General features: G+C 33.2%; 18 protein-coding genes. 3 read left to right on the forward strand and 15 right to left on the reverse strand.

Annotated features, from left to right (window positions below; translation table 11 throughout):
* Nucleotides 1–60: 60 nt before the first annotated feature.
* The 8 genes from rpoD to bsdtb5_RS17795 form a co-directional block, all read right to left on the reverse strand.
* Nucleotides 61–1,140, reverse strand: coding sequence for an RNA polymerase sigma factor RpoD (gene rpoD / locus bsdtb5_RS17760; RefSeq protein WP_271713302.1), 1,080 nt, complete (start codon nt 1,138–1,140; stop codon nt 61–63).
* 33 nt (nt 1,141–1,173) lie between these two features.
* Complete coding sequence (gene dnaG, locus bsdtb5_RS17765) at nt 1,174–2,955, reverse strand: DNA primase (RefSeq protein WP_271713303.1); 1,782 nt, start codon at nt 2,953–2,955, stop codon at nt 1,174–1,176.
* Between the two features lie 113 nt (nt 2,956–3,068).
* Nucleotides 3,069–4,079, reverse strand: a complete 1,011-nt coding sequence (locus bsdtb5_RS17770) for a deoxyguanosinetriphosphate triphosphohydrolase (RefSeq protein ID WP_271716142.1) — start codon at nt 4,077–4,079, stop codon at nt 3,069–3,071.
* A 680-nt stretch (nt 4,080–4,759) separates the two neighbouring features.
* On the reverse strand, nt 4,760–4,906 hold the full coding sequence (locus bsdtb5_RS17775) for a FeoB-associated Cys-rich membrane protein (RefSeq protein ID WP_271713304.1): 147 nt from the start codon (nt 4,904–4,906) through the stop codon (nt 4,760–4,762).
* A gap of 40 nt (nt 4,907–4,946) precedes the next feature.
* On the reverse strand, nt 4,947–6,998 hold the full coding sequence (feoB, locus tag bsdtb5_RS17780; protein ID WP_271713305.1) for a ferrous iron transport protein B: 2,052 nt from the start codon (nt 6,996–6,998) through the stop codon (nt 4,947–4,949).
* Nucleotides 6,995–7,225 (reverse strand): FeoA family protein, encoded by a 231-nt coding sequence (locus bsdtb5_RS17785; protein WP_271713306.1) that lies wholly within the window; start codon nt 7,223–7,225, stop codon nt 6,995–6,997. The genes feoB and bsdtb5_RS17785 overlap by 4 nt, the downstream gene beginning before the upstream one ends.
* Nucleotides 7,226–7,313: 88 nt before the next feature.
* Nucleotides 7,314–7,997, reverse strand: coding sequence for an epoxyqueuosine reductase QueH (locus tag bsdtb5_RS17790; protein ID WP_271713307.1), 684 nt, complete (start codon nt 7,995–7,997; stop codon nt 7,314–7,316).
* A 241-nt stretch (nt 7,998–8,238) separates the two neighbouring features.
* Nucleotides 8,239–9,210, reverse strand: a complete 972-nt coding sequence (locus tag bsdtb5_RS17795; protein WP_271713308.1) for a D-2-hydroxyacid dehydrogenase — start codon at nt 9,208–9,210, stop codon at nt 8,239–8,241.
* 416 nt (nt 9,211–9,626) lie between these two features.
* Between bsdtb5_RS17795 and bsdtb5_RS17800 the strand changes: the two genes are divergently transcribed.
* On the forward strand, nt 9,627–10,352 hold the full coding sequence (locus tag bsdtb5_RS17800; RefSeq protein ID WP_271713309.1) for a GntR family transcriptional regulator: 726 nt from the start codon (nt 9,627–9,629) through the stop codon (nt 10,350–10,352).
* Between the two features lie 153 nt (nt 10,353–10,505).
* Complete coding sequence (locus tag bsdtb5_RS17805; RefSeq protein ID WP_271712080.1) at nt 10,506–11,681, forward strand: ISL3 family transposase; 1,176 nt, start codon at nt 10,506–10,508, stop codon at nt 11,679–11,681.
* A gap of 247 nt (nt 11,682–11,928) precedes the next feature.
* On the opposite strand, the gene bsdtb5_RS17810 is transcribed toward bsdtb5_RS17805, so the two are convergent.
* The 6 genes from bsdtb5_RS17810 to bsdtb5_RS17835 form a co-directional block, all read right to left on the reverse strand.
* Nucleotides 11,929–12,849, reverse strand: coding sequence for an ABC transporter permease (locus bsdtb5_RS17810; protein ID WP_271713310.1), 921 nt, complete (start codon nt 12,847–12,849; stop codon nt 11,929–11,931).
* Nucleotides 12,839–13,969, reverse strand: coding sequence for an ABC transporter permease (locus bsdtb5_RS17815; RefSeq protein ID WP_330611750.1), 1,131 nt, complete (start codon nt 13,967–13,969; stop codon nt 12,839–12,841). The genes bsdtb5_RS17810 and bsdtb5_RS17815 overlap by 11 nt, the downstream gene beginning before the upstream one ends.
* A complete protein-coding gene (locus bsdtb5_RS17820; protein WP_271713311.1) occupies nt 13,950–15,491 on the reverse strand; it encodes an ABC transporter ATP-binding protein in 1,542 nt (513 codons plus the stop codon). The genes bsdtb5_RS17815 and bsdtb5_RS17820 overlap by 20 nt, the downstream gene beginning before the upstream one ends.
* 339 nt (nt 15,492–15,830) lie before the next feature.
* Entirely contained in the window at nt 15,831–16,928 is a 1,098-nt protein-coding gene (locus tag bsdtb5_RS17825) for a BMP family lipoprotein (RefSeq protein ID WP_271713312.1), read from the reverse strand.
* A 560-nt stretch (nt 16,929–17,488) separates the two neighbouring features.
* Nucleotides 17,489–18,343 carry a metallophosphoesterase gene (locus bsdtb5_RS17830; protein WP_330611753.1) on the reverse strand — a complete coding sequence of 285 codons (855 nt, stop codon included), beginning with the start codon at nt 18,341–18,343 and terminating at the stop codon, nt 17,489–17,491.
* Nucleotides 18,344–18,498: 155 nt separating this feature from the next.
* The gene (locus bsdtb5_RS17835) at nt 18,499–19,080 is read right to left on the reverse strand and encodes a histidine phosphatase family protein (protein ID WP_271713313.1); all 582 of its coding nucleotides are present in this window, start codon (nt 19,078–19,080) and stop codon (nt 18,499–18,501) included.
* 278 nt (nt 19,081–19,358) lie between these two features.
* On the opposite strand from bsdtb5_RS17835, the gene bsdtb5_RS17840 reads away from it, so the two are divergent.
* Nucleotides 19,359–20,276, forward strand: a complete 918-nt coding sequence (locus bsdtb5_RS17840) for a nucleotidyltransferase family protein (protein WP_271713314.1) — start codon at nt 19,359–19,361, stop codon at nt 20,274–20,276.
* Nucleotides 20,277–20,391: 115 nt separating this feature from the next.
* Here bsdtb5_RS17840 and bsdtb5_RS17845 read toward each other — a convergent pair whose 3' ends face one another.
* Nucleotides 20,392–21,813: a sugar transferase gene (locus bsdtb5_RS17845; protein WP_271713315.1), complete on the reverse strand. Its 1,422-nt coding sequence runs from the start codon at nt 21,811–21,813 to the stop codon at nt 20,392–20,394.
* Nucleotides 21,814–21,817 lie beyond the last annotated feature (4 nt).

Consider the following 21,817-nt stretch of genomic DNA (forward strand, 5'->3'; position numbering starts at 1 on the left):
AGAACTCTTTTTTTTTTATTTATATTTAATTGTTTATATGATACTCGAATATTAAACTTATTATTCTAAGTAATCCTTAAGCTTACGACTACGGCTTGGATGTCTTAACTTTCTTAATGCCTTAGCTTCAATTTGACGAATACGTTCTCTTGTAACATTGAATTCTTTACCAACTTCTTCTAGAGTACGCGCTCTTCCATCATCAAGCCCAAAACGAAGTCTTAACACCTTTTGTTCACGGTCTGTTAATGTTCCAAGCACTTCCACAAGTTGTTCTTTTAATAACGTAAATGCCGCAGCCTCGGCAGGAACAGGTACGTTATCATCTTGAATAAAGTCACCAAGATGGCTATCTTCTTCTTCTCCGATTGGTGTTTCTAGTGATACAGGTTCTTGCGAGATTTTTTGAATTTCCCTTACTCTCTCAAGAGGCATATTCATTTCTTTTGCAATTTCTTCTGGAGTAGGTTCTCTACCATAATCCTGTAGTAATTGTCTTTGAACACGAATTAATTTATTAATTGTCTCTACCATATGAACTGGAATACGAATCGTTCTTGCCTGATCTGCAATTGCTCTTGTAATAGCTTGTCTTATCCACCATGTTGCATAGGTGCTGAACTTATAACCTTTGGTATAATCAAATTTCTCAACTGCTTTAATTAAGCCTAGATTACCCTCCTGAATCAAATCAAGGAAAAGCATACCTCGACCCACATAACGTTTTGCAATACTTACTACTAGACGAAGGTTTGCTTCTGCAAGTCTTTTCTTGGCTGCAACATCTCCATTTTCCATTCTTTGAGCTAGAACGATTTCTTCATCCGCGCTAAGAAGCGGTACCTTACCGATTTCCTTTAGATACATCCTAACAGGATCTTCAATACTGACTCCCTCTGGTACTGACAAATCAATCGTTTCTAAATCTTCTTCCTCTTCTGTTTCTTCAATATCTATTCTTAATATATCAACATTATTCGCTTCTAAATATTCATAAATTCTTTCAATTTGATTTGCATCAAGATCCATGTCAGCAAAGAAATCATTAATCTCTTGGTATTCCAATACATTCTTTTTAACTTTTGCGAATGCAAGCAATTCTTTAAGCTTATCGGAAAACTGTAACCTTTTATCGTCCATGTTAATCCATCCTTTTCCTAATCTCTTAATATTCTAACCATCATTTAAAGAAATATGCAATTTCTGTAAGCCAGCTTGTTCCTTTATTATATTCTGTAATTCCTTGATATCTATAGCATGTTTACTCTCATAATCTAGACTGTATTTCTTAATCTTAAGTACGGTTTCGTTTAACGCTTTTTCTCGTTCTAACTGATTCATTTCTTCTTGCAGATTCGTATTAAAAAGTGCTGCCACTTCACTCTGTTCTTCTTTACTTTCAAAGTTACTAATGATCTTAGCTGGAGTTACGGTATGATCTTTCTCGTACTGCTCAAATAACATGCTTGCAACTTCATAATATAATGGTTCTCTAAAATCCTTTGCAGTAATAATACCAGATATTTTCTTGAATAAACTTGTGTCCTCGATTAACCAAGTTAATAAAATCTTCTGCGATTTCTTAATTCCATCATCTGGTGCTTTCTTCTTCTGATTCTGCTCATTATATTGATAGGAACTCTCCAAACGGTCCATTCCTAATGGTAATTGCGCCCCGTAACGATTTACTAATTTTCTTAAATTATCGTATTCGATCTTATATCTCTTAGCGACTGCCTCAATGTAGTTATTTCGTTCGATTTCCTCTGTAAACACTAACATCTTCTTGGCTATTTCATTAAAGAACTTCGTCTTCTGCTCTGGATCATTTAAATCATAATCCCGTTCCATGATGCTTATCTCATAATAAAAGCTATTCTCTGCTTCATCAATTCTCTTCTGAAACTCTTCTCTACCAAGAGCTTTGATAAATTCATCTGGATCCTTATATGGTCGCATATTAATTACTTTTGCAGTTAAGCCCGCTTCTTTTAGAATAGGGATTGCTCTAAGGGCTGCTTTGATTCCAGCTTCATCACTATCATACGTGACAAGTACTTCATGCGTATAACGTTTTAATAGATTCGCTTGTAGTCCCGTAAACGCAGTACCTAAGGATGCTACTGCATTATCAAATCCAGCTTGGTGCAGAGCGATAACATCCATATAACCTTCACATATTAACATATTGGGCTTTCTTGATAATCGTGCAAGATTTAGTCCATAAAGATTACGGCTCTTATCAAATAATTTGGTTTCTGGAGAGTTCAGATATTTTGGCATTCCATCTCCCATAACTCGTCCACCAAATCCAATTACTCGATTATTCACATCCATGATTGGGTACATGACACGATTCCAGAACTTATCGTAACTACCTTTTTTCTCATCCATGGTGATTAATCCCGATTCTTTTAAGATTCCATCAGAATATCCTAACCCCTTTAGATATTTATATAAGTCATCACTAAATTTGTTAGAATACCCTAATCCAAACTTAATAATCGTCTCATCGGATAACTCACGGTTTCTCAGATATTCGTAGGCTATTTGTCCTCGCTCTGATTTTAACTGATAATAATAATATTTTGCGGCTTGCTTATTAATCTCAAGCATCTGGCTACGCAAGTCAGCTTGCCTTTTCGCTTCTGGAGAATACTCTTCTTCTGGAAGATTAACTCCCGCACGAGAGGCTAAATGCTTTAATGATTCTACAAAAGTATAATTCTCATACTCCATGATAAAGGTATATACATTACCACTAACACCGCATCCAAAACAATGATACATTTGCTTTGAACCACTCACAGAAAAGGAAGGTGATTTTTCATTATGAAAAGGACATAGCCCCATGTGATTCGCACCTTTTTTCTGAAGTTTTACATATGTAGAGATTACATCTACGATATCATTTTTCTGTCTAATTTCTTCTACTAAGTCCTCTGGATAAAACATCTATAAAATCCTCCATAACTTATGTTTCGACACTTATGGTCCATATCCTTTTTTTATTATCTTTTTTGTTTATCTATCTTATTCTTTTCTTTTTTGGTTCTTTTATACTTGCTTTAATAGATTCCCCATGATGTTGGTATCATCAATTCTTTAAATTGCGTAATCGCATAACGGTCCGTCATGCCTGCTATGTAATCACATACTACTCGGTCAATCAATTCACCCTTTACCTTAATCATGTATTGATACTCTTCTGGTAATTTATTTATGTTCTTCTTATAAAAAGTAAATAAATACTTCACAAGATCTTCTGCTTTTCGTTCTTGACTTTTTGCAACAGGGTTCGTATATACACTTTGAAACATATACTTTCTAAGATGAATCATAGCTGAATGAATATGTTCTGACATATGAATATCATCTTTACCATCGCTATGATAAACAATATCATGAACAAGTGTATTTAACCTCTCCCTTGAGTTAATTCCTAAGATATTCGTATATTCTCTTGGTATATCTTCTTCTGTTATGATTTTTCCACGAATCGCATCATCAATATCATGATTAATATAAGCTATTTTATCAGATAGTTGGACAAGCTTTCCTTCCAGTGTCTTAGGCATACCAGAGGTCTGATGATTTTCTATTCCATCCCTAACTTCACTCGTTAGATTAAGTCCGCACCCATGCTTTTCAAGTAATTCAACTACTCGAATACTTTGTAAATGATGCTTAAATCCTTCCTCACATATATCGTTGAGCGCTCTCTCCCCTGCATGACCGAATGGAGTGTGACCAAGATCATGACCTAAGGCGATTGCTTCGGTTAGGTCTTCATTTAACGTTAAAGCCCTAGCTAATGTCCTCGCAGTCTGTGCTACTTCCAATGTATGTGTTAACCTAGTTCTATAATGATCTCCTTCTGGTGCTAAGAATACTTGGGTCTTATGTTTTAATCTACGAAATGCTTTTGAATGAAGAATTCGGTCTCTGTCTCTTTGATATATGGTACGAATGTCACATGCATCTTCAAAATAATCCCTGCCTAAGGACTGGTCACTAAAAGATGCAAATGGACTTAGAATCTGATGTTCACGAATTTCTTGTTTTCTTCTCAAACTAATATCATTTTGTAGCTTATTCTCTTGTTCCATCAAATACCTCCTTTCAAACATTGGGTTATAGAGTGTTAATAGCCTTATTATAATGTACTGAGTGTATATTGATGTATAATTTTTTAAAGGCTTTTAATGAACTAATCCTAATTAAACTACTTCTTATTAATATTATTCCACATGATTAGTAAATTTCCTTTTTTTATTGCTATTTCATTTAATAATATAACATTTTTAATATTTAATAAAATAGCTCTTTATGAAATAAAGAAATCTCTTTTATTTCATATAAGAGCTATTTATTAATTATATTCTTTCATTTGTTATTACATACTCATTCAAACTTCGCAGTTAGAGACTTCATATTATACTTGATAAATTCAGGCGAAAAAGTATATTAATTACCATGATTGAAACTTTTACATCGTCGTGACTTTGACGAGTTTGTGAAGATACTTATGTTTTATCAATTTGATTTAGATATAAAAAGTTCACTGTTTGACGAACAAAGTGAGGAGTTTGAACTTTTTATATCTGTTTTTGTCAAAGTGATAAAACATTAGTATCTTCCATACGAGGAAATGGAACGTAAGATGAAAAAGCTTCAATCATGGTAATTTAGATAATCTAAAATCTGAATTTATCAAGTATTCTACGAACCTCCTTATTGCGAAATTTGATATACCACTCTATTTCTTTGATTTACATCCTTTCGAAGCGGAACATCCATCGCAACCACAACTACAGAACTTTCCATTCCTTACATCCTTTATTTTCTTAAAAATAACATAACCAGAATACATTAATATAACTCCAATAATTATAATTGTTTGCATAAGCTACTCCTATCTAAGTGTCTACACGTACAATAAGTTTCTATAGAAAGATACTACCAATCTGATATACCAACGTTGCTACCACCCATGCGGTTACCAATTGGAAAAATACTACGAATGCCGTCCACTTTCTTGATTGTAATTCTCTTTTTATTGTTGCTATTGTTGCAATACAAGGAGTATATAATAAGCAGAAGACCATAAGTGAATATGCATTTAAACTAGTAAATCCAGAATGACTCAATATAGATACTAGATTATCCATTCCAGCATTGGAATTAATATTGGTAATGCCAAATAATACACTGAAACTAGATACTACAATCTCTTTCGCTGCTAAACCTGAAATAAGTGCCACTCCTATTTGCCATAAACCTAATCCTGCTGGAGCTAACACTGGAACCAATAATTTGCCAAGGCCTGCTGCAAAGCTGTCGCTGATATCCTTTGTAAGTCCATGAACACCAAAATTCATAATTACCCAAATACCTATAGATGCAATGAATATAGTGGTACCTGCTTTTGTTAAATAATCTTTTACTTTATCAAGAACATAAATACCAATCGTTCTAGCATTTGGCGATTTATACTCTGGAAGTTCAATCAATAAGGTATGCATCTCACTCTTCTTACTTGATACATTCATTACTAATGCTATGATAATTGCAGTTACTAATCCTATGATATACATCGAATATGCTGCTAGCATAGCATGTTCTTTAAAGAACATCTGCGAGAATAATACATAGATAGGAAGCCTCGCGCTACAAGACATGAAAGGCGTAATTAATATTGTCTTAAATCTATCTTTTTTATCTTCTAACGCACGAGATGCCATAACTGCTGGTACTGAACATCCAAATCCCAATAACATCGGTATGAATGCTCTACCAGATAACCCAACCTTACTCATAATCGAATCCATTACATATGCTACTCTTGCCATGTAACCACTATCTTCTAAGATAGCAAGGGCAAGGAATAAGATAAAGATATTCGGTAAAAAGGTTAAGATTCCTCCAACCCCTGCTATAATACCATCCACAATAAGTGAAATAACAATTGGACTCGCTCCTATATTCTTTAATAGATGCAAGACGGTATCAGAGAACCAACCTATTCCATATTCAAATACACCTTTTAACAGATCTCCTACCGTGAATGTTAAAAAGAATACAATCGCCATGATTCCTAAAAACATTGGCAAACCAAGATATCGATTGGTTAACAGCTTATCTACCGCGTCTGTTGCATGAGCCTTTTTACTCTTATTAACTACTACTTCTTCTATGATTTCTTCGATTAAATCATACTTTTGATTAATAATATCTGTTTCATAACTTCTATCTGCAATATGTGAAATATCCAAAGGGTATTTATTTACAATCTCTTCATCTTGCTCTAATAGCTTGATAGCATGCCATCTAAGATTCCATATCTCTCCATATTTTTCAGAAAGTAATTCACTAACTGCATCTATTTTATCTTCTATCTCATCACTATATACCACGACGTATTCTCTATGATGATTATGTACATGATGACTCATGTTCTCTTTATTATTATGATGATGTGATATGTTAACATCTAACTCGTTTGTCTTATGATGTGCAACTGCATGCATCAGTATATCAAGACCTGTCTTCTTACGTGCAGACACAGGAATTACAGGTATACCAAGCATCTCAGGTAATCGATGAAGGTCGATCTCCATACCGCGTTCTGCAACTATATCCATCATGTTAAGAGCTAATACTACAGGTTTTCCAAGCTCAATTAATTGTAAAGTAAGATACAGATTACGCTCTAGACAAGAAGCATCCGCTATATCAATTATGACATCTACATCATTCTCTAAAATATATTGCCTTGTCAGCTTTTCCTCCATTGTATAGGAAGTTAAGCTATAGATTCCTGGTAGATCAACGAGACGGAATTTGTGCTCATGATACTTCATGGCGCCTTCCTTCTTCTCTACGGTTACACCTGGCCAGTTAGCTACTTTTAATTTTGCACCAGTATATGCATTAAATAACGTTGTTTTTCCGCAATTAGGATTACCAATAAAGCCTACTTGTAATTCATTTTTCATACGCTTATAACCTCCTTAATTGCAATGGACTCCGCAATCTCTTTACCAATTGCTAATCTTGTTCCTCTGACTTTAAATACAAGTGCACCATTCTTTTTATTATTTAAAATGCTTATCTTGGTTCCTTCTGTCATACCCAGTGCTTCCAGTCTTCTCTTTGCATTGCCTTCTAATCGAATCTCAAGAACAATATATTCATTTCCTATCTTACCTGATACTAGTGTCATAGTAACCACCTCGCTTCTGACAACCGTTTCTGTAAATGATAACGATTGTTTGTTGATAATAATTCTCATTTACAGTTTTATTATATATCTATTCTATATTATTGTCAATAGCTGTTGCTTTCTGTTCCTCCCTCTCTAGCATTTCACGCTTTGAGTAGACACAACCACAATAATCTTGCCTATACAATTGATGTTCTTTTGATAATTCAACCGATCTTTTATAACCATTCTTCTTTTTAAAGTCCGATGTAAGATATTTTACTTGATATTTTTCTTCGAGTGCCTGTCCAATCTCATTTAATTTCGCTGCATCTTTATGAGGGCTAATACTTAAGGTTGTTGTAAAGTAATCATATCCCCCATCTTTGGCAATTATTGCAGCCTCCTCTAAACGAAGTTCATAACATTTACTACAACGTTCTCCCCCTTCATTCTCCTCTTCATGACCTTTCGCTAATGCAAAGAATCTCTCAGGTTCATAATTTCCTATCTCATATTTAATCTTATGCTTTACAGCTACTCTTGTATCACTTCCTTGATTTAACTCATCAATTAAGCGTCTTTGTTCGATCACACGACGATCATATTCCGCTTCTGGATTAATATTCGGGTTGTAATAGAATATGGTAATCTCAAAATATTCGGATAAATATTCAAGTACATAGCTACTGCATGGTGCACAACAGCTATGTAACAATAGTTTTGGTACAACCCCTTCTATTGTAAATTGTTCTATTTTTTTATCTAATTCTTTTTGGAAATTTATATTCATTTTTTTATTGCCTTTCTGTTTATTATCAAATTTTAAAATAACTGGTTAGGTTTTCGAACTCCCAACTCCCAAAAGTAAATATACTTGATAAATTCAGTCGAAACAGTATATTAATATTAGTAACTTCCAAATGAGGAAATGGAGCAGCGATGAAAAAGTTTCTATCATGGTAATTTCAACAATCTAACACCTGAATCTATCAAGTATTCGACCAACTTTCTATTAGGAATTATGAGTAAAATTATTGACCAATACAATATCCCGTTTCAAAGTCAATGATATTCATTAACTTCTGACCCCTACTATATCGTCTTAGATTCTCTATACTTATTTGAATTATCTTATCCAATGCTTCTTTCTGACGAAATGGTCCAGATACATGGGGAGTAATAAATACTCCAGGGCAATCCCAAAGTTCATGTTCTCTTGGTAATGGCTCTGGGTCTGTCACATCAAGACATACACCTTTTAGATGTCCCTCCTTCACTACTTCAATTAAATCTGTTGTATTAATTGCAGTACCTCTTCCTACATTAATCAATATAGCACCCTTTTTCATTCTAAGTAGCCTATCTTTCGTTATTAAATGATAGGTTTCATCAAATCCAGGGAGACATAATGCTACAATATCCGCTCTATCTAAGTGTTGATCAAGTTCTTCAATGCTATACAATTCATCTATATAATCAGGTTTTTGATGATGTCTTCTTCGAATCCCTATCGTATAACTCCCTAACGCCTTCATCTTCTTAGCAAAGGTGCCTCCAATGTCACCCATGCCAACTACTAAGGTTGTCGATCCTTCAATTGTTGTGGCGCTTGCTTCCTTCTTCCAGATATGCTGCTTTTGATTATTATAGTAGAGTGGAAACTGTTTTTGTATCATCAGTAACATACCTAGCATATGTTCTGAAATAATACCTCCATATGCACCTGTGGCATTTGTTAATATTGCATTTTCCTGTAGGACTCCTTTCTCTGTATATCCTTCTGTTCCTGCATTATTTAATTGCAACCATTTTAGTTTCGATGCATTCGTCAGATAATCCACTGGAATATTACCTATTATAATGGAATACTCACTCACACAGTTCTTTGTTAGATTTTCTACAGGAATATAATTAAAATCACCGTTTGGTAAAGCATTTTGAAATTCTACTTTTTGCGATTCATCTACAGATAACACAACTAATACCTTAATTTTTGTATTCATCCTTATATCTTCCTCCTAATGTAAATGTTCATCGGGTTTCAATATAACACCAATATCATAATATCATATTTATTTTCAAATTATTAGTCAATTCTAAATTGCTTGAATTATAGTTAGGTATTATTGCATTTAATACTTTATCATTTGATACTTTATCATTTTATAGTTTTATAAGCATCAAACATATTCTATTGTTTTTCATAATTTTTTTATCATCTTACAAATCACATAATGATGATTTACCTCTAAACGTTGCGCATAATTGCGCAATAAATGGTATATAATGCTACCACACCAATTATATTCCACAAAAACTTTTATGATTTTAATGATAACCAATTGCATTCTATAGGTCTAATGTACTATAATTGTAATTAGATACTCATCAACTATTAACTCATAGGTAAGGTACAAACATGAATAGAAGACAGACAAAATATTATACTATAAAGCAAAATATTCAGAATATGATTAACAGTGGTGAAATGCCCATTGGAAGTGAAATTCCAAGTGAGACAGAACTTATGAATCAATATGAAGTTAGTAGGGTAACCGCAAGAAGAGCTCTTGATGAATTATATCGTGATGGATATATAGAGAAAATTCAAGGGAAACGAGCATATGTAAAAGAAATGCTGAATAAGGATGGATTTACGCTCGTTCAAAGTTATACTGATGAAATTGTCAAAAAACACATGATACCATCTAGAAGGATTCTTGAATGTGTAGTACGAAAAGCTTTTCCAGAGGAAACAGCTTACCTTAGTATTCAAGAAGGCGATTACGTATTCAGTTTAATTCGTATCTATTATGCAAATGGAGATCCTCTTTGTTATACTCATTCTGTACTTCCATATGACTATTTTAACGATATAGAAAATCATAATTTTCTAAATTCATCCCTTTATCATATTATCGAAAACGAATATCTTGTTAAAATAAAATCCTCCAAACTTTCTTTGAAAGCTGTAGCAACTCCTAGGATAATTGCAAACTATTTGAGTGTAGATATCGATACACCAATCCTTTTTACTAAGGCAGTTACGTACGGAATCATAGGAGATATTGAGAGACCCATCGAATCTTTTCAGACATACTATTTAACTGATAACTTTGAATATACTTTGACAAAAAACTTATAGCACATACATAAAAATGGGTTCTATAATAAATGTTGGGGTGTGTTAAAAACACACTTCCAACATTTTTGTTTTTATATTAAAATACATCTATATAAAGCCTCTTCACATGCCAACCGACCAAAGCTAACATTTTAAAGGAGGTATTTTATATAGATGCAATCTAATTGTAACAAAAATCTTTTAAATTTAGAAGGTGTAAAATTAAAAAGTGTGCAACACACTTTAGATGGAATTATTATCAAGATTGAAACCAATCCCAAACCTCAAATTTGTCCTTGTTGTGGAGCTGGAACATCTAAAATACACGATTATCGTTGGCAGAAAATTAAAGACTTACCTTTTCAGTTGTCCAATGCTTATTTATTGTTAAGAAAACGAAGATATGTATGTTCTTGTGGTAAACGTTTTTACGAGAAATATAGTTTTATAGCTAAATATCAGCAACGTACAACACGACTATCCTTCAAAATTGTTGAATTGCTTCGTTCAACCAACAGTATTAAATATGTTGCTTCCCAAACTAATGTCTCAATGAATACAGTAATACGTATTCTTGATACACTCTCGTATGATAAACCACATATTCCTCAATGCATTTCAATTGATGAATTTAAAGGGAATGCTGGTGATTCCAAATATCAATGTATTCTGGTGGATGCAAAGAAAAAATGTATTCTTGATATTTTACCGGATCGTACTCAGTCCCATCTTATTGAGTATTTTAAATCTTGCAGTCGTGATGAAAGATATCGTGTTAAATTTTTTATTTCTGATATGTGGCAACCTTATATAGATCTTGCCAAAACATTCTTTCCTAATGCCACAATCATCGTAGATAAATATCACTACATTCGTCAGGTTTCCTGGGCAATTGAAAGTGTTCGTAAACGTTTACAAGCATCCATGACACCAACTCTTAGAAAGTACTATAAGCGAAGTAGAAAACTTATACTGACTCGATATTCTAAATTAAAAGATGACAACAAAAAAGCCTGTGATTTAATGCTACAATACAGTGATGATTTACGACTAGCTCACAGGTTAAAAGAATGGTTCTATGAAATATGTCAGAGTAATAGCTATACATATCAAAGAACTGAATTTTGGGAGTGGGTAAAAAGTGCTGAAAGCTCTGGATTACACGAATTTGAAGCATGTGCAAAAACATATAGACGCTGGTCTGAGTATATACTTAATGCCTTTAAGTATGGATATACAAATGGACCTACGGAAGGATTCAATAATAAAATCAAAGTACTAAAAAGAAGTTCTTATGGTGTACGTAATTTCGAAAGATTTCGTACACGTATCATTCACAGTTCTATGTAAAAAAATGGTCGGTTTTCAAGAGGCTTATTTGTCATGCAAAAAAACATCTATTATAGAACCTAGTCATAAAAATAGCTCTATTGTCAGTGTTAGTGCGGGTGCAACGCACCTCACACCCCAACACTTGACAAAGAGCCTAAAAATGGAGCTCTCGTAAATAACCACGAAAGCTCCATTTTCATTATCTATTATCTTTTTTCTTATCTATTATCTTTTTTTATCTTTTTCTTACCTATTCCCTTATATCTTATCTACTACCTTTTTCATAAGGTACACCATCTGCTTTTGGAGCGGACGACTTACCAACAAATAGGATTAGAATAACTATTGTTAAAATATAAGGTAACATGGAAAGTATCTCAGATGGCACAACGAAATTACCACCACCTAGTAATACTGTAAGTGCTTGCGCAAATCCAAATAAGATACAAGCCCCGTATACTCCATGAGGAGACCATTTACCAAAGATTACAGCAGCAAGGGCAATAAATCCTTGACCACTAATTGCTGTTGGTGTGAAGTTCGATATGATCGCTAACGTCATAGATGCTCCACCTACACCAGCAAAGACACCAGATAAGATAACACATACATAACGAGTTAATGTAACGTTAATACCTAATGTATCTGCTGCTGCTGGGTGTTCTCCAACAGAACGAATACGTAATCCCCATTTTGTTTTGTATAATACAAACCATAATAATATTGCACATACTAATGCCAAAACAACTGTAACATCAACGTTTATATTTTTTAATAAATTATTTGATACATGTGAACCAAATATCTTAGGTAGTTTATGAGGTACTGGTTTAGACATTGTTGCCCCTTCAAAGAACAATCTACATAAAAACAACGAAACACCCGATCCTAATAAATTAATTGCAATACCTGAAATAGTCTGATCTGCTTTAAATGTGATTGATGCAACCGCATGCAATAACGCAATTAATCCGCCTGCAGCACCTGCTGCTAATAAACCCAACCATGGATTTTCTGTATAATAACCAACACATGCTCCAACAAAAGCTCCAATTGTCATCATACCTTCAATACCGATATTAATTACTCCAGATCTTTCTGAGATAACACCACCAAGACCGCCAAAGATTAATGGTGTAGAATACATTAATGTAATTCCTATTAATAAAAATAATTTAGTGAGCATGTTTTTCACCTCTCTTTGCTAGTTTATCTGCTAATACTGGAACGATTCTAGTTAAAGCAACAAAGAATACAATGGTACCAATCATAATATTAATTACCTCTGATGGTGCACCAATCGTAGATTGAATGGATTGACCTCCATATAATAATCCAGCAAATAATAGTCCTGCAAATAAACATCCAATTGGTGAGTTAGCAGCAATAAGTGCTACAGATAAACCGTTAAAACCGTAGTTTTCAAATGCAGCCATTGTTGAAATTCTATGTGGTTGAACTCCAGTTACAGATAATGCTCCTGCTAATCCTGCAATTGCTCCTGCAATTATCATAGAATGCAGAATATTTTTCTTAACATTAATACCAGCAAATTCTGCAGCATCTTTATTGAAACCAACTGCTTTTAATTCATAACCTTTTGTCGTACGATTTAATAATATTGAAATTACAATAACCATAATAATAGCTACGATAATTCCTATGTTAACGTCCGTCTTAAGCAATACATCCATAATCGTTGGATGCTCTTTTAACCAAGCAATTCCTTCTGGTGATACCTTCCATTTGTGAAGAATTGTAGTGAAACTAGATTCATTCACAGTAAAGGTTGCAGTAGAGTTTGGTTGATGGAACGTCTTCAAACTAACAATAAAGTTTGAGAAATACAGTGCAACCCAGTTTAACATAATACTTGTAATAACTTCATGAATACCAAACCTTGCTTTTAAATAACCAACAACAGCACCGTAAACAGCTCCAGCAAAAACACCTGCTAAAATAACCATTGGTATTTGTAAAACTGGTGGTAAATCAAGCTTAATACCTACGATTGTAGCAAAAACACTACTCATAATATATTGGCCTTCTGCACCCATATTGAATAGACCTGTCTTAAATGCAAATGCAACACTTAAACCTGTCAAGATAATAGGTGTAGATTTAATAATTACATTAGAGATATACTTTGGTCTTGAGAAGATTCCTTCAAACATTGCAGTAAATGCATCGGCTGGACTATAACCAGTTGCTGCCAAAATTATCGCTGCCACAATAAATCCAAAGATAATGGCTATTATGGTTGAGGTGATTTGTTTTTTCAGAATATTAGCTATTTTTTGCATCATCTTTTCCTCCTGCCATTAATAAACCGATTGTATTCTCATCTACGGTTCCTTGTTTAAAACTTTTTACAATCTTACCATCGTATATTACCGCAATGGTATCGGATACATTCATTACTTCATCTAATTCAAAAGAGATTAGTAATACAGCTTTACCTTTATCTCGTTCACGAATTAACGTTTTATGAACATATTCGATTGCTCCAACGTCTAAACCTCTTGTTGGTTGAACCGCTATTAATAAGTCAGGATCATTAGCTACTTCTCTTGCGATAATTACCTTTTGTTGGTTACCACCTGATAAGCCTCTAACAGGTTGTAATTCACAATTATCTGGTCTGATATCATATTCTTTAATCATTTGTTTTGAATGCTCAACGATTTCCTTTTCATTTAAGAAACCTTTTTTTGAAAATGGCTCTTCTTTAAACTTTTCAATAACCATGTTATGAGCTACTGTATAGTTTAATACAAGTCCTCTTCTTTGACGATCTTCATGAATTGTAGCTATTTTATTATCAATTGTATTCTTTGGTGATGTATTTTGAACTTCAACACCATTAATCTTAATTGTACCACCAGCTACTTTTGTTAGATTCGTGATTGCTTCTACTAACTCTTTTTGTCCATTACCATCAATACCTGCGATTCCAACAATCTCACCTTTTCTTATCTTAAGTGAAAGATTCTTAACTGCTGGTATCTTACGTTCATCAAGGACTGTTAAATTATCAATTTCAAAGACTACATCTTTTGGTGTTGCTTCTGTCTTATCAACAACTAGATTTACAGCATGACCTACCATCATTGTAGCAAGTTCTTCTTCTTTTACTTTTTTAACATCAACGGTATCAATATATTTTCCGCGTCTTATGATTGTACATACATCTGCAGATTCTTTAATTTCTTTTAACTTATGAGTAATAATAATTATTGTTTTTCCATCTTTAATCAAGTTGTTCATAATCTTAATTAAATCTTCAATTTCTTGTGGTGTTAATACTGCTGTTGGCTCATCTAAAATAAGTAGATTCGCCCCACGATATAGTGCTTTTAATATTTCTACACGTTGTTGCATACCAACAGAGATATCTTCAATCTTCGCATCTGGATCAACAGAAAGACCATACTTTTCGATTGTTTTGATAATTTCTTCTCTTGCTTTTTTCATATTAATAACACCAGCGCCACTTGTTATCTCATTTCCTAAGATAATATTCTGTGTAACTGTGAAATTATCAACTAACATGAAATGCTGGTGCACCATACCAATCCCATGCGCAATTGCAACATTCGGATTCTTCATATTTACTTTTTGTCCTTCTAAGTAAATCTCGCCTTCATCCGATTGATATAGACCATAAAGTACATTCATTAATGTACTCTTACCCGCACCATTTTCACCTAACATTGCGTGAATTGTACCCTTTTTGATATCGACATCAATATGATCTAGAGCACAAAAAGAACCAAATTTCTTTGTAATTCCTCGCATTTGTACAGCATAGCCACTTCCAATTTCCATACTGTATATCCTCCTTTATACCTCGTTGTGAATAACTATTATTAATCCGATGCGCAAACTTTCGTTGCTCTCAAATCGCAATTTATAGCCTAGCATATTCTGCCAGACTACTCTCATACTTATCTATTATATCATAAATTGGTCAACCTGTCTCCTATGGAGTTCTATAAATAATGTTTGTTTTTTTCTATCTATCATATTTTAGGTAGGTGTGAATGGCTCACACTTTCTGATATAGTAAAACGGGTATAGCTATAGTAAAAGCCACACCCGCTTTGCCTCACATGAAAGAACTAGAGTCTAATCCCTTATGAAAAATATCTTGTAAGCTTTGATTAATTATTTGCTCAAAGTTTTACCGAATTCTTTATAAGTATCTTTATTAGATGGAGGAACAATTGTACCATCTTTGATAGATTGTTGAACTTTCATAGCTGCTTCATATACAGCTGGATCCATGTTAGGATTCTTATCTGGAATACCTACTGCATCTTCTGTTAAACCGAAAGTAAATGTCTGTCCTCCGATTTGTTCTCCTTTAGCAGCTTTTTCAGATACTAATTTAACAGCAGTACCAACTAATTTAAGTGCAGAAGTTAATACATTTTTAGGAGCTAAGTAAGCTTGGTCACGGTCAACACCGATTGCAAATTTGTTAGCTTCTTTAGCAGCTTCAATAACACCTACACCTACACCACCAGCAGCGTGGAATACGATGTCACATCCATCAGAGAACATTTTGTTAGCAATCGCTTTACCTTTTGCTGCATCTGAGAAGCTTTCAGCATATTGAGCATCAACAGTGATTTTTTTACCAAGTTCATTTGCTGCGTAATCTACACCAGCTTTGTAACCGTATTCAAATTGATCAATAAGGTCACTTGAAATACCACCAACGAAACCTACTTTACCAGTAGTTGTTGTTTTACCTGCAATGTAACCAACAATAAATGATGGTTCTTGAGCACGGAACATAACACCAGTTACGTTGCTTGGAGTTTGATCTCCGTATGAGTTATCTACGATAGCGTAGCTTACATCTGGGTTAGTGCTTGCAGCTGTCTTAAGTGCATCAGCCATAGAGAATCCAATACCCCATACTAAGTTACTTCCATCATCAACACATTTGTCTAAGTTAGTTGTGTAATCAGTTTCTTGTTTAGATTCAATGTAGCTTACTTTAGCACCAGTACTCTTATTTAATTCTTGTAAGCCTTCCCATGCTGATTGGTTGAATGATTGGTCATTAACACCACCAGTATCAGTGATCATTGATACAACGAAATCTGATTTTGATGCTGTGTCATCACTAGCAGGTGCCTCAGTTGCTTCAGTCTTAGTCTTGTCTGAATCACCAGTTGATTTTTTACTTGAACATGCAGTTAAAGATGTAACCATAACTACTGCCATAAGTAAAGCTAAAAGTTTCTTCTTCATAAATTATTCCTCCTAAAATTTTTAAAAAAATTTATGTATTAATACATAGTAACTTGAATTACTATGATATTAACGCTATTATTCTTATACTTTTATAGATTTAATATTCATAAATATATACGTTTATTGTATATATTTTGTACAGATGACTAATACGGTGTGCTTATTGAATCTAATATTATTTATCTAATAAAGTATATGTACAAAATGTAAAATTAAGCCCTAAACTAATTAATTCTTCGCACAAATTCTTGTAAATTCATGTCAGTATGTGTAATTTTCCACTGCAATTCGGTAAATTATTCCGTAGAAAAGGGAGTAGAATAACTTCTGCTCCCCATTGATATGCATTTAAAATGCTCTTGCAAAAATGGTATATTTATTTGTAATACCATCATTAACCTTTATGCTCAATACATCTCATATTATACATTTAATAACATATTTGGTCAAGAAATATTTTCATATTACATGTTCATTATTCTATACATTAAATCTATTAATGAGTTAATGAAACATAGCTTATAAATAGCTAGAATTCAACAATTACTGAAATGTATTTACTTTTCTTTTTCTAAATTCAAAACAATGATTTCAGGGCGATTAAAGATTCGAAATGGAATCTTACTATTTCCTAGTCCTCTACTTACAAACATTGTTGTTTTACTCATTTTATATGCGCCACTTGAGTACTTCGGAAAAAAACCTTGGTTTGGTGCATACAAGCCTGAAATATACGGAATTCGAAATTGGCCACCATGTGCATGACCAGTAAAAGCTATATCAATATTATTTTTAGCATAAATCTGAATCAACTCTGGTCTGTGTGATAGCAATATCTGTAATTCATTCTCATGAAGAGCAAGCTTTTTCAATTTCTGATCTATTTGTTTTTTTCTATCTTGATTTTGAATATTATTTGATAGAAAATCTGGATCAGATAAACCTATGAGATAAATCTTCGTATCATTCTTTTGTATTTCTATACTTTTATCATCCATGATGATAACGCCTTCTTTTATTAACTTATCAAGTAATTCGTTGTACCTTCCTGACCATGCTTCATGATTTCCAGATACATAATAGATAGGTGCTATTTTCATAGCTCCTCGAATAAATTCCATCGTAATATCTACATTCGTTCGGTTTGCATCTATAATATCCCCTGTCACTACAATGAGATCAGGGTGAATACCTCTCAGATGCTCTATTAACCTTTTTTGCTTATTGCCAAACTGTTTATTATGTAAATCAGAAATCTGTGCAATTTTATAACCGTCGAAATCTCTTCCTATTTTACTACTTCTATAAGTAAACTTTGTAATCACAATATCATTATTCTGCCATATTAAAAATAAAGGAATGCCCATAAGTAGTATAATTAATAGGCTAATCCTTCTAACCCTCTTGGACAATAGATTTATACCCCCTACAATTATTTATCTTATAAACAAACTTCACAGTCATAGGTCATTGACTAGGAGTTTGATTATATAGCTATTATATATAGTACATTATTGCCATAATTATGTGCATTATACTTATTTTTCCATTTATATTTCTATATTATTTAGCTATTTAAGTGCCCCAAACGTGTCCCATATTCATTTATAATTACTTCGGTATAAGTCCCATGTTCAAATAATATCTTATTTGCTACCTCTTTATTTACACCTAATATACGAATTAAAAGAGCGGTTAACGAACCAAAATGTGCAACAACTAATGTATCTCTATCCGTATTTAATATCATATCTGCAACGGTAGATACCCTATTATATAATTCATCAAAAGTTTCCCCATTCACTGGAGCATTCTCTATCCAGTTCTGAATCATTCCGTTCGCTTCTTTGGGATATTTTATCATCAGGTCTTTAAATGTAATATTTTCAAAGTCCCCCATATACTGTTCATTCAGATTCTTTAATCGATTAACCTCGACCTCCCTGTTACCAACAATATACTCTGCTGTATGGAATGCTCGTTGTAATTCACTTGTATAGCATATAGAGAAGTCAAAGTCCTTCAACTTCTCTGCTACCTTCTTAGCATCCTCTATCCCTTTATTTGTAAGTGGATAATCCGTATGTCCATACATTAGATCCTGCTTATTACCTACACTCTCACCATGTCTAACTAAATATATTCTCATATGCGCTCCTAACTGTTTGATTATCTAATCCTAGTTTATTCTGATAAAGTATATCATTTTACAATAACTGGTTCAAGCTAATCATTTCTTAAGAATTTCATAATTTGTTTAAGATAAACGAATATTGTATAAATAATTCGAAAGTTTTTCTAAATTGTCCAAACAGTAAGAACGATTTTACTTGATATTGATTTACATATTTTGTAAGTCTTTATATAATTAGTACATATATGTAACTAGTTCATATTAACTTTTCATTACTAAGGGGGATTATTCTTATGAAAGCAACACTTGTAATAATGGCAGCTGGGTTAGGAAGCAGATATGGCGGTATAAAACAACTAGAGAAGATAGGACCAAACGGAGAAATACTGATTGATTACTCGATCTATGATGCAATCAAAGCAGGGTTTAAAAAAATAGTTTTTATTATTCGTAAAGACATTGAAGAAGAATTTAAGGAAGTTGTAGGTAATCGAATCTCGAAAATTATTGAGACAGAATATGTCATTCAAGATATTAACGAATTACCAGATGGTTATGAAAAACCATCTGATCGAACCAAACCATGGGGTACTGGACATGCAATTCTTTCTTGCTATGGTAAAATCACGGATCCATTTGTAGTAATTAATGCGGATGATTATTACGGAAGCGATGCCTTCACTCTTGTCTATAATTATTTATGCAATCCAAAGTCATCCATGGCCCCTTATGAATTCTGTATGGCAGGCTTTATCTTAGGCAATACCCTAAGTCCAAATGGTGGTGTCACAAGAGGAATCTGTCAGGTAGGCCAAGATGACATTCTCGTCGATGTCAATGAAACTTCTGGAATTAAGTCATCTGATGATGGTGCTGTTGCACTTGACTCTTCTGGACAGATAATTCCAGTTGACATAAACTCTATAGTGTCAATGAATATGTGGGGTTTTACTCCTGATATATTTAAAGAGTTAAAGATTGGATTTCCTGAGTTCTTGAGTCATATGAAAGATAATTTACAAAAAGCAGAATATTTGCTTCCTAATATCGTAAGTCAATTAGTTCAAAACCATAAAGCTCGTGTAAAGGTATTGAAAACAATGGATAAATGGGTCGGAGTTACTTACAAAGAAGATAAGGGATATGTTGTGGAAACGATTCAGGAATTAATCAAAGATGGGGTATATCCTGAATCACTTTATATGAAATAAGAAATATTCTCCTAGGTTGGGCACAGAAAGAAGCTTTCACCAGTATAATGATGAAAGCTTCTTTCTTTTAATTGTACGATTACTATTCATAAAATGATCCTTTAATCCTTTTTATTCATTTTGAACCTTTTCTCTTAAGCACAACCCATACAGTCTTAAACAAAATCTTAATATCCATAAGCACAGACCAATGATCTATATATTCAAGATCGAGCTTTACAACATCCTCAAAGTTGTCTATATTACTTCTACCACTAACCTGCCACATTCCTGTTAGACCTGGTTTTAAGCTTAATCTTCTCTTATGTCTTAAGTCATATTGTAAGAATTCATCTTCTGTAGGTGGTCTTGTTCCCACTAGACTCATCTCACCTTTTAGTACATTTAAGAACTGTGGAAGTTCATCAATACTTGTATCTCGAATGAATTTACCAACCTTTGTAATCCTTGGGTCGTTCGTCATTTTGAACATCAGATTTGCACCATTTTCATCACTCATCTCATTTGCTGCGAGAAGTTCTTTTTTACGTTCTTCTGCGTCTGGATACATCGAACGAAATTTATAGATTTTAAAACGTCTACCATTCTTCCCTATTCTCGTCTGAGAAAAGATAAGAGGTCCTCTTGATTCAATTAAGATTGCAGGTGCTACAAAGATACTAATAATCCCTGTTAAGAGTAATCCTACTAATGCTCCAATAATATCAATTATTCTTTTTAGTAATAATTCTGCCGGTTCAAAGACTTTGATACTATAGGTTAATACATGATATATCCCCATGTCTTGTATTGATTTCTCCATAACCTTTAGACCAAAAGTATCTACTGATACATTTACAATTACGCCTAAAGATTCAAATTGTTGTATTACAGCTTGAAGTTCCTCTTGTGTATAACTTGGAGTACTGATAAATACTTCATCTACAACATTTGTTCTAATATATTCGAACATGGTATCTTTATTAGATTTCACCTGAATATTATGTATTTTCTTTCCGATCAGATCTTCATCTACAATGCATAGACATATGACTTCTGTATTACATTCTAATCCCTCTAAGTATTTTTTTAATTTACTATTTGCATATTCATTATCAGTAACAATCATTACCTTTTGTTTTCTAACACTAGATTCATAAAAGATTTCAACGAATTGCTTATAATATAGATGACTAAGATACATTGCAAATATATTAATAACAATAAAGATTCCATAGAACACTCTTGAATATAGTACACCATCTTGAAATATGAAAATTAACGCCAGAAGCCCTAATGCCAGGAAGCAATTTGTTTTAATTACTATTTTCAATTCCTCCAAGTAACCTCTTTGAACAATATCAGAGTGTGTATCATTAAGGAAAAAGATACATAAATAAATTAATATTGTCATGACGAATCCCATGTTATATAGGCTAGAAAACCAATGTTCTGTGATGTATGAATAGCGGATTTTGGATGCTGCTAAAAAAGAAAAAATAATAGCTGCTAAATCTACTAAAACTATTTGTACGTTTTTTCTGTATTTAATTTTCATATGT

The organism is Anaeromicropila herbilytica (assembly GCF_016591975.1).
GTDB classification, from domain to species: domain Bacteria; phylum Bacillota; class Clostridia; order Lachnospirales; family Lachnospiraceae; genus Anaeromicropila; species Anaeromicropila herbilytica.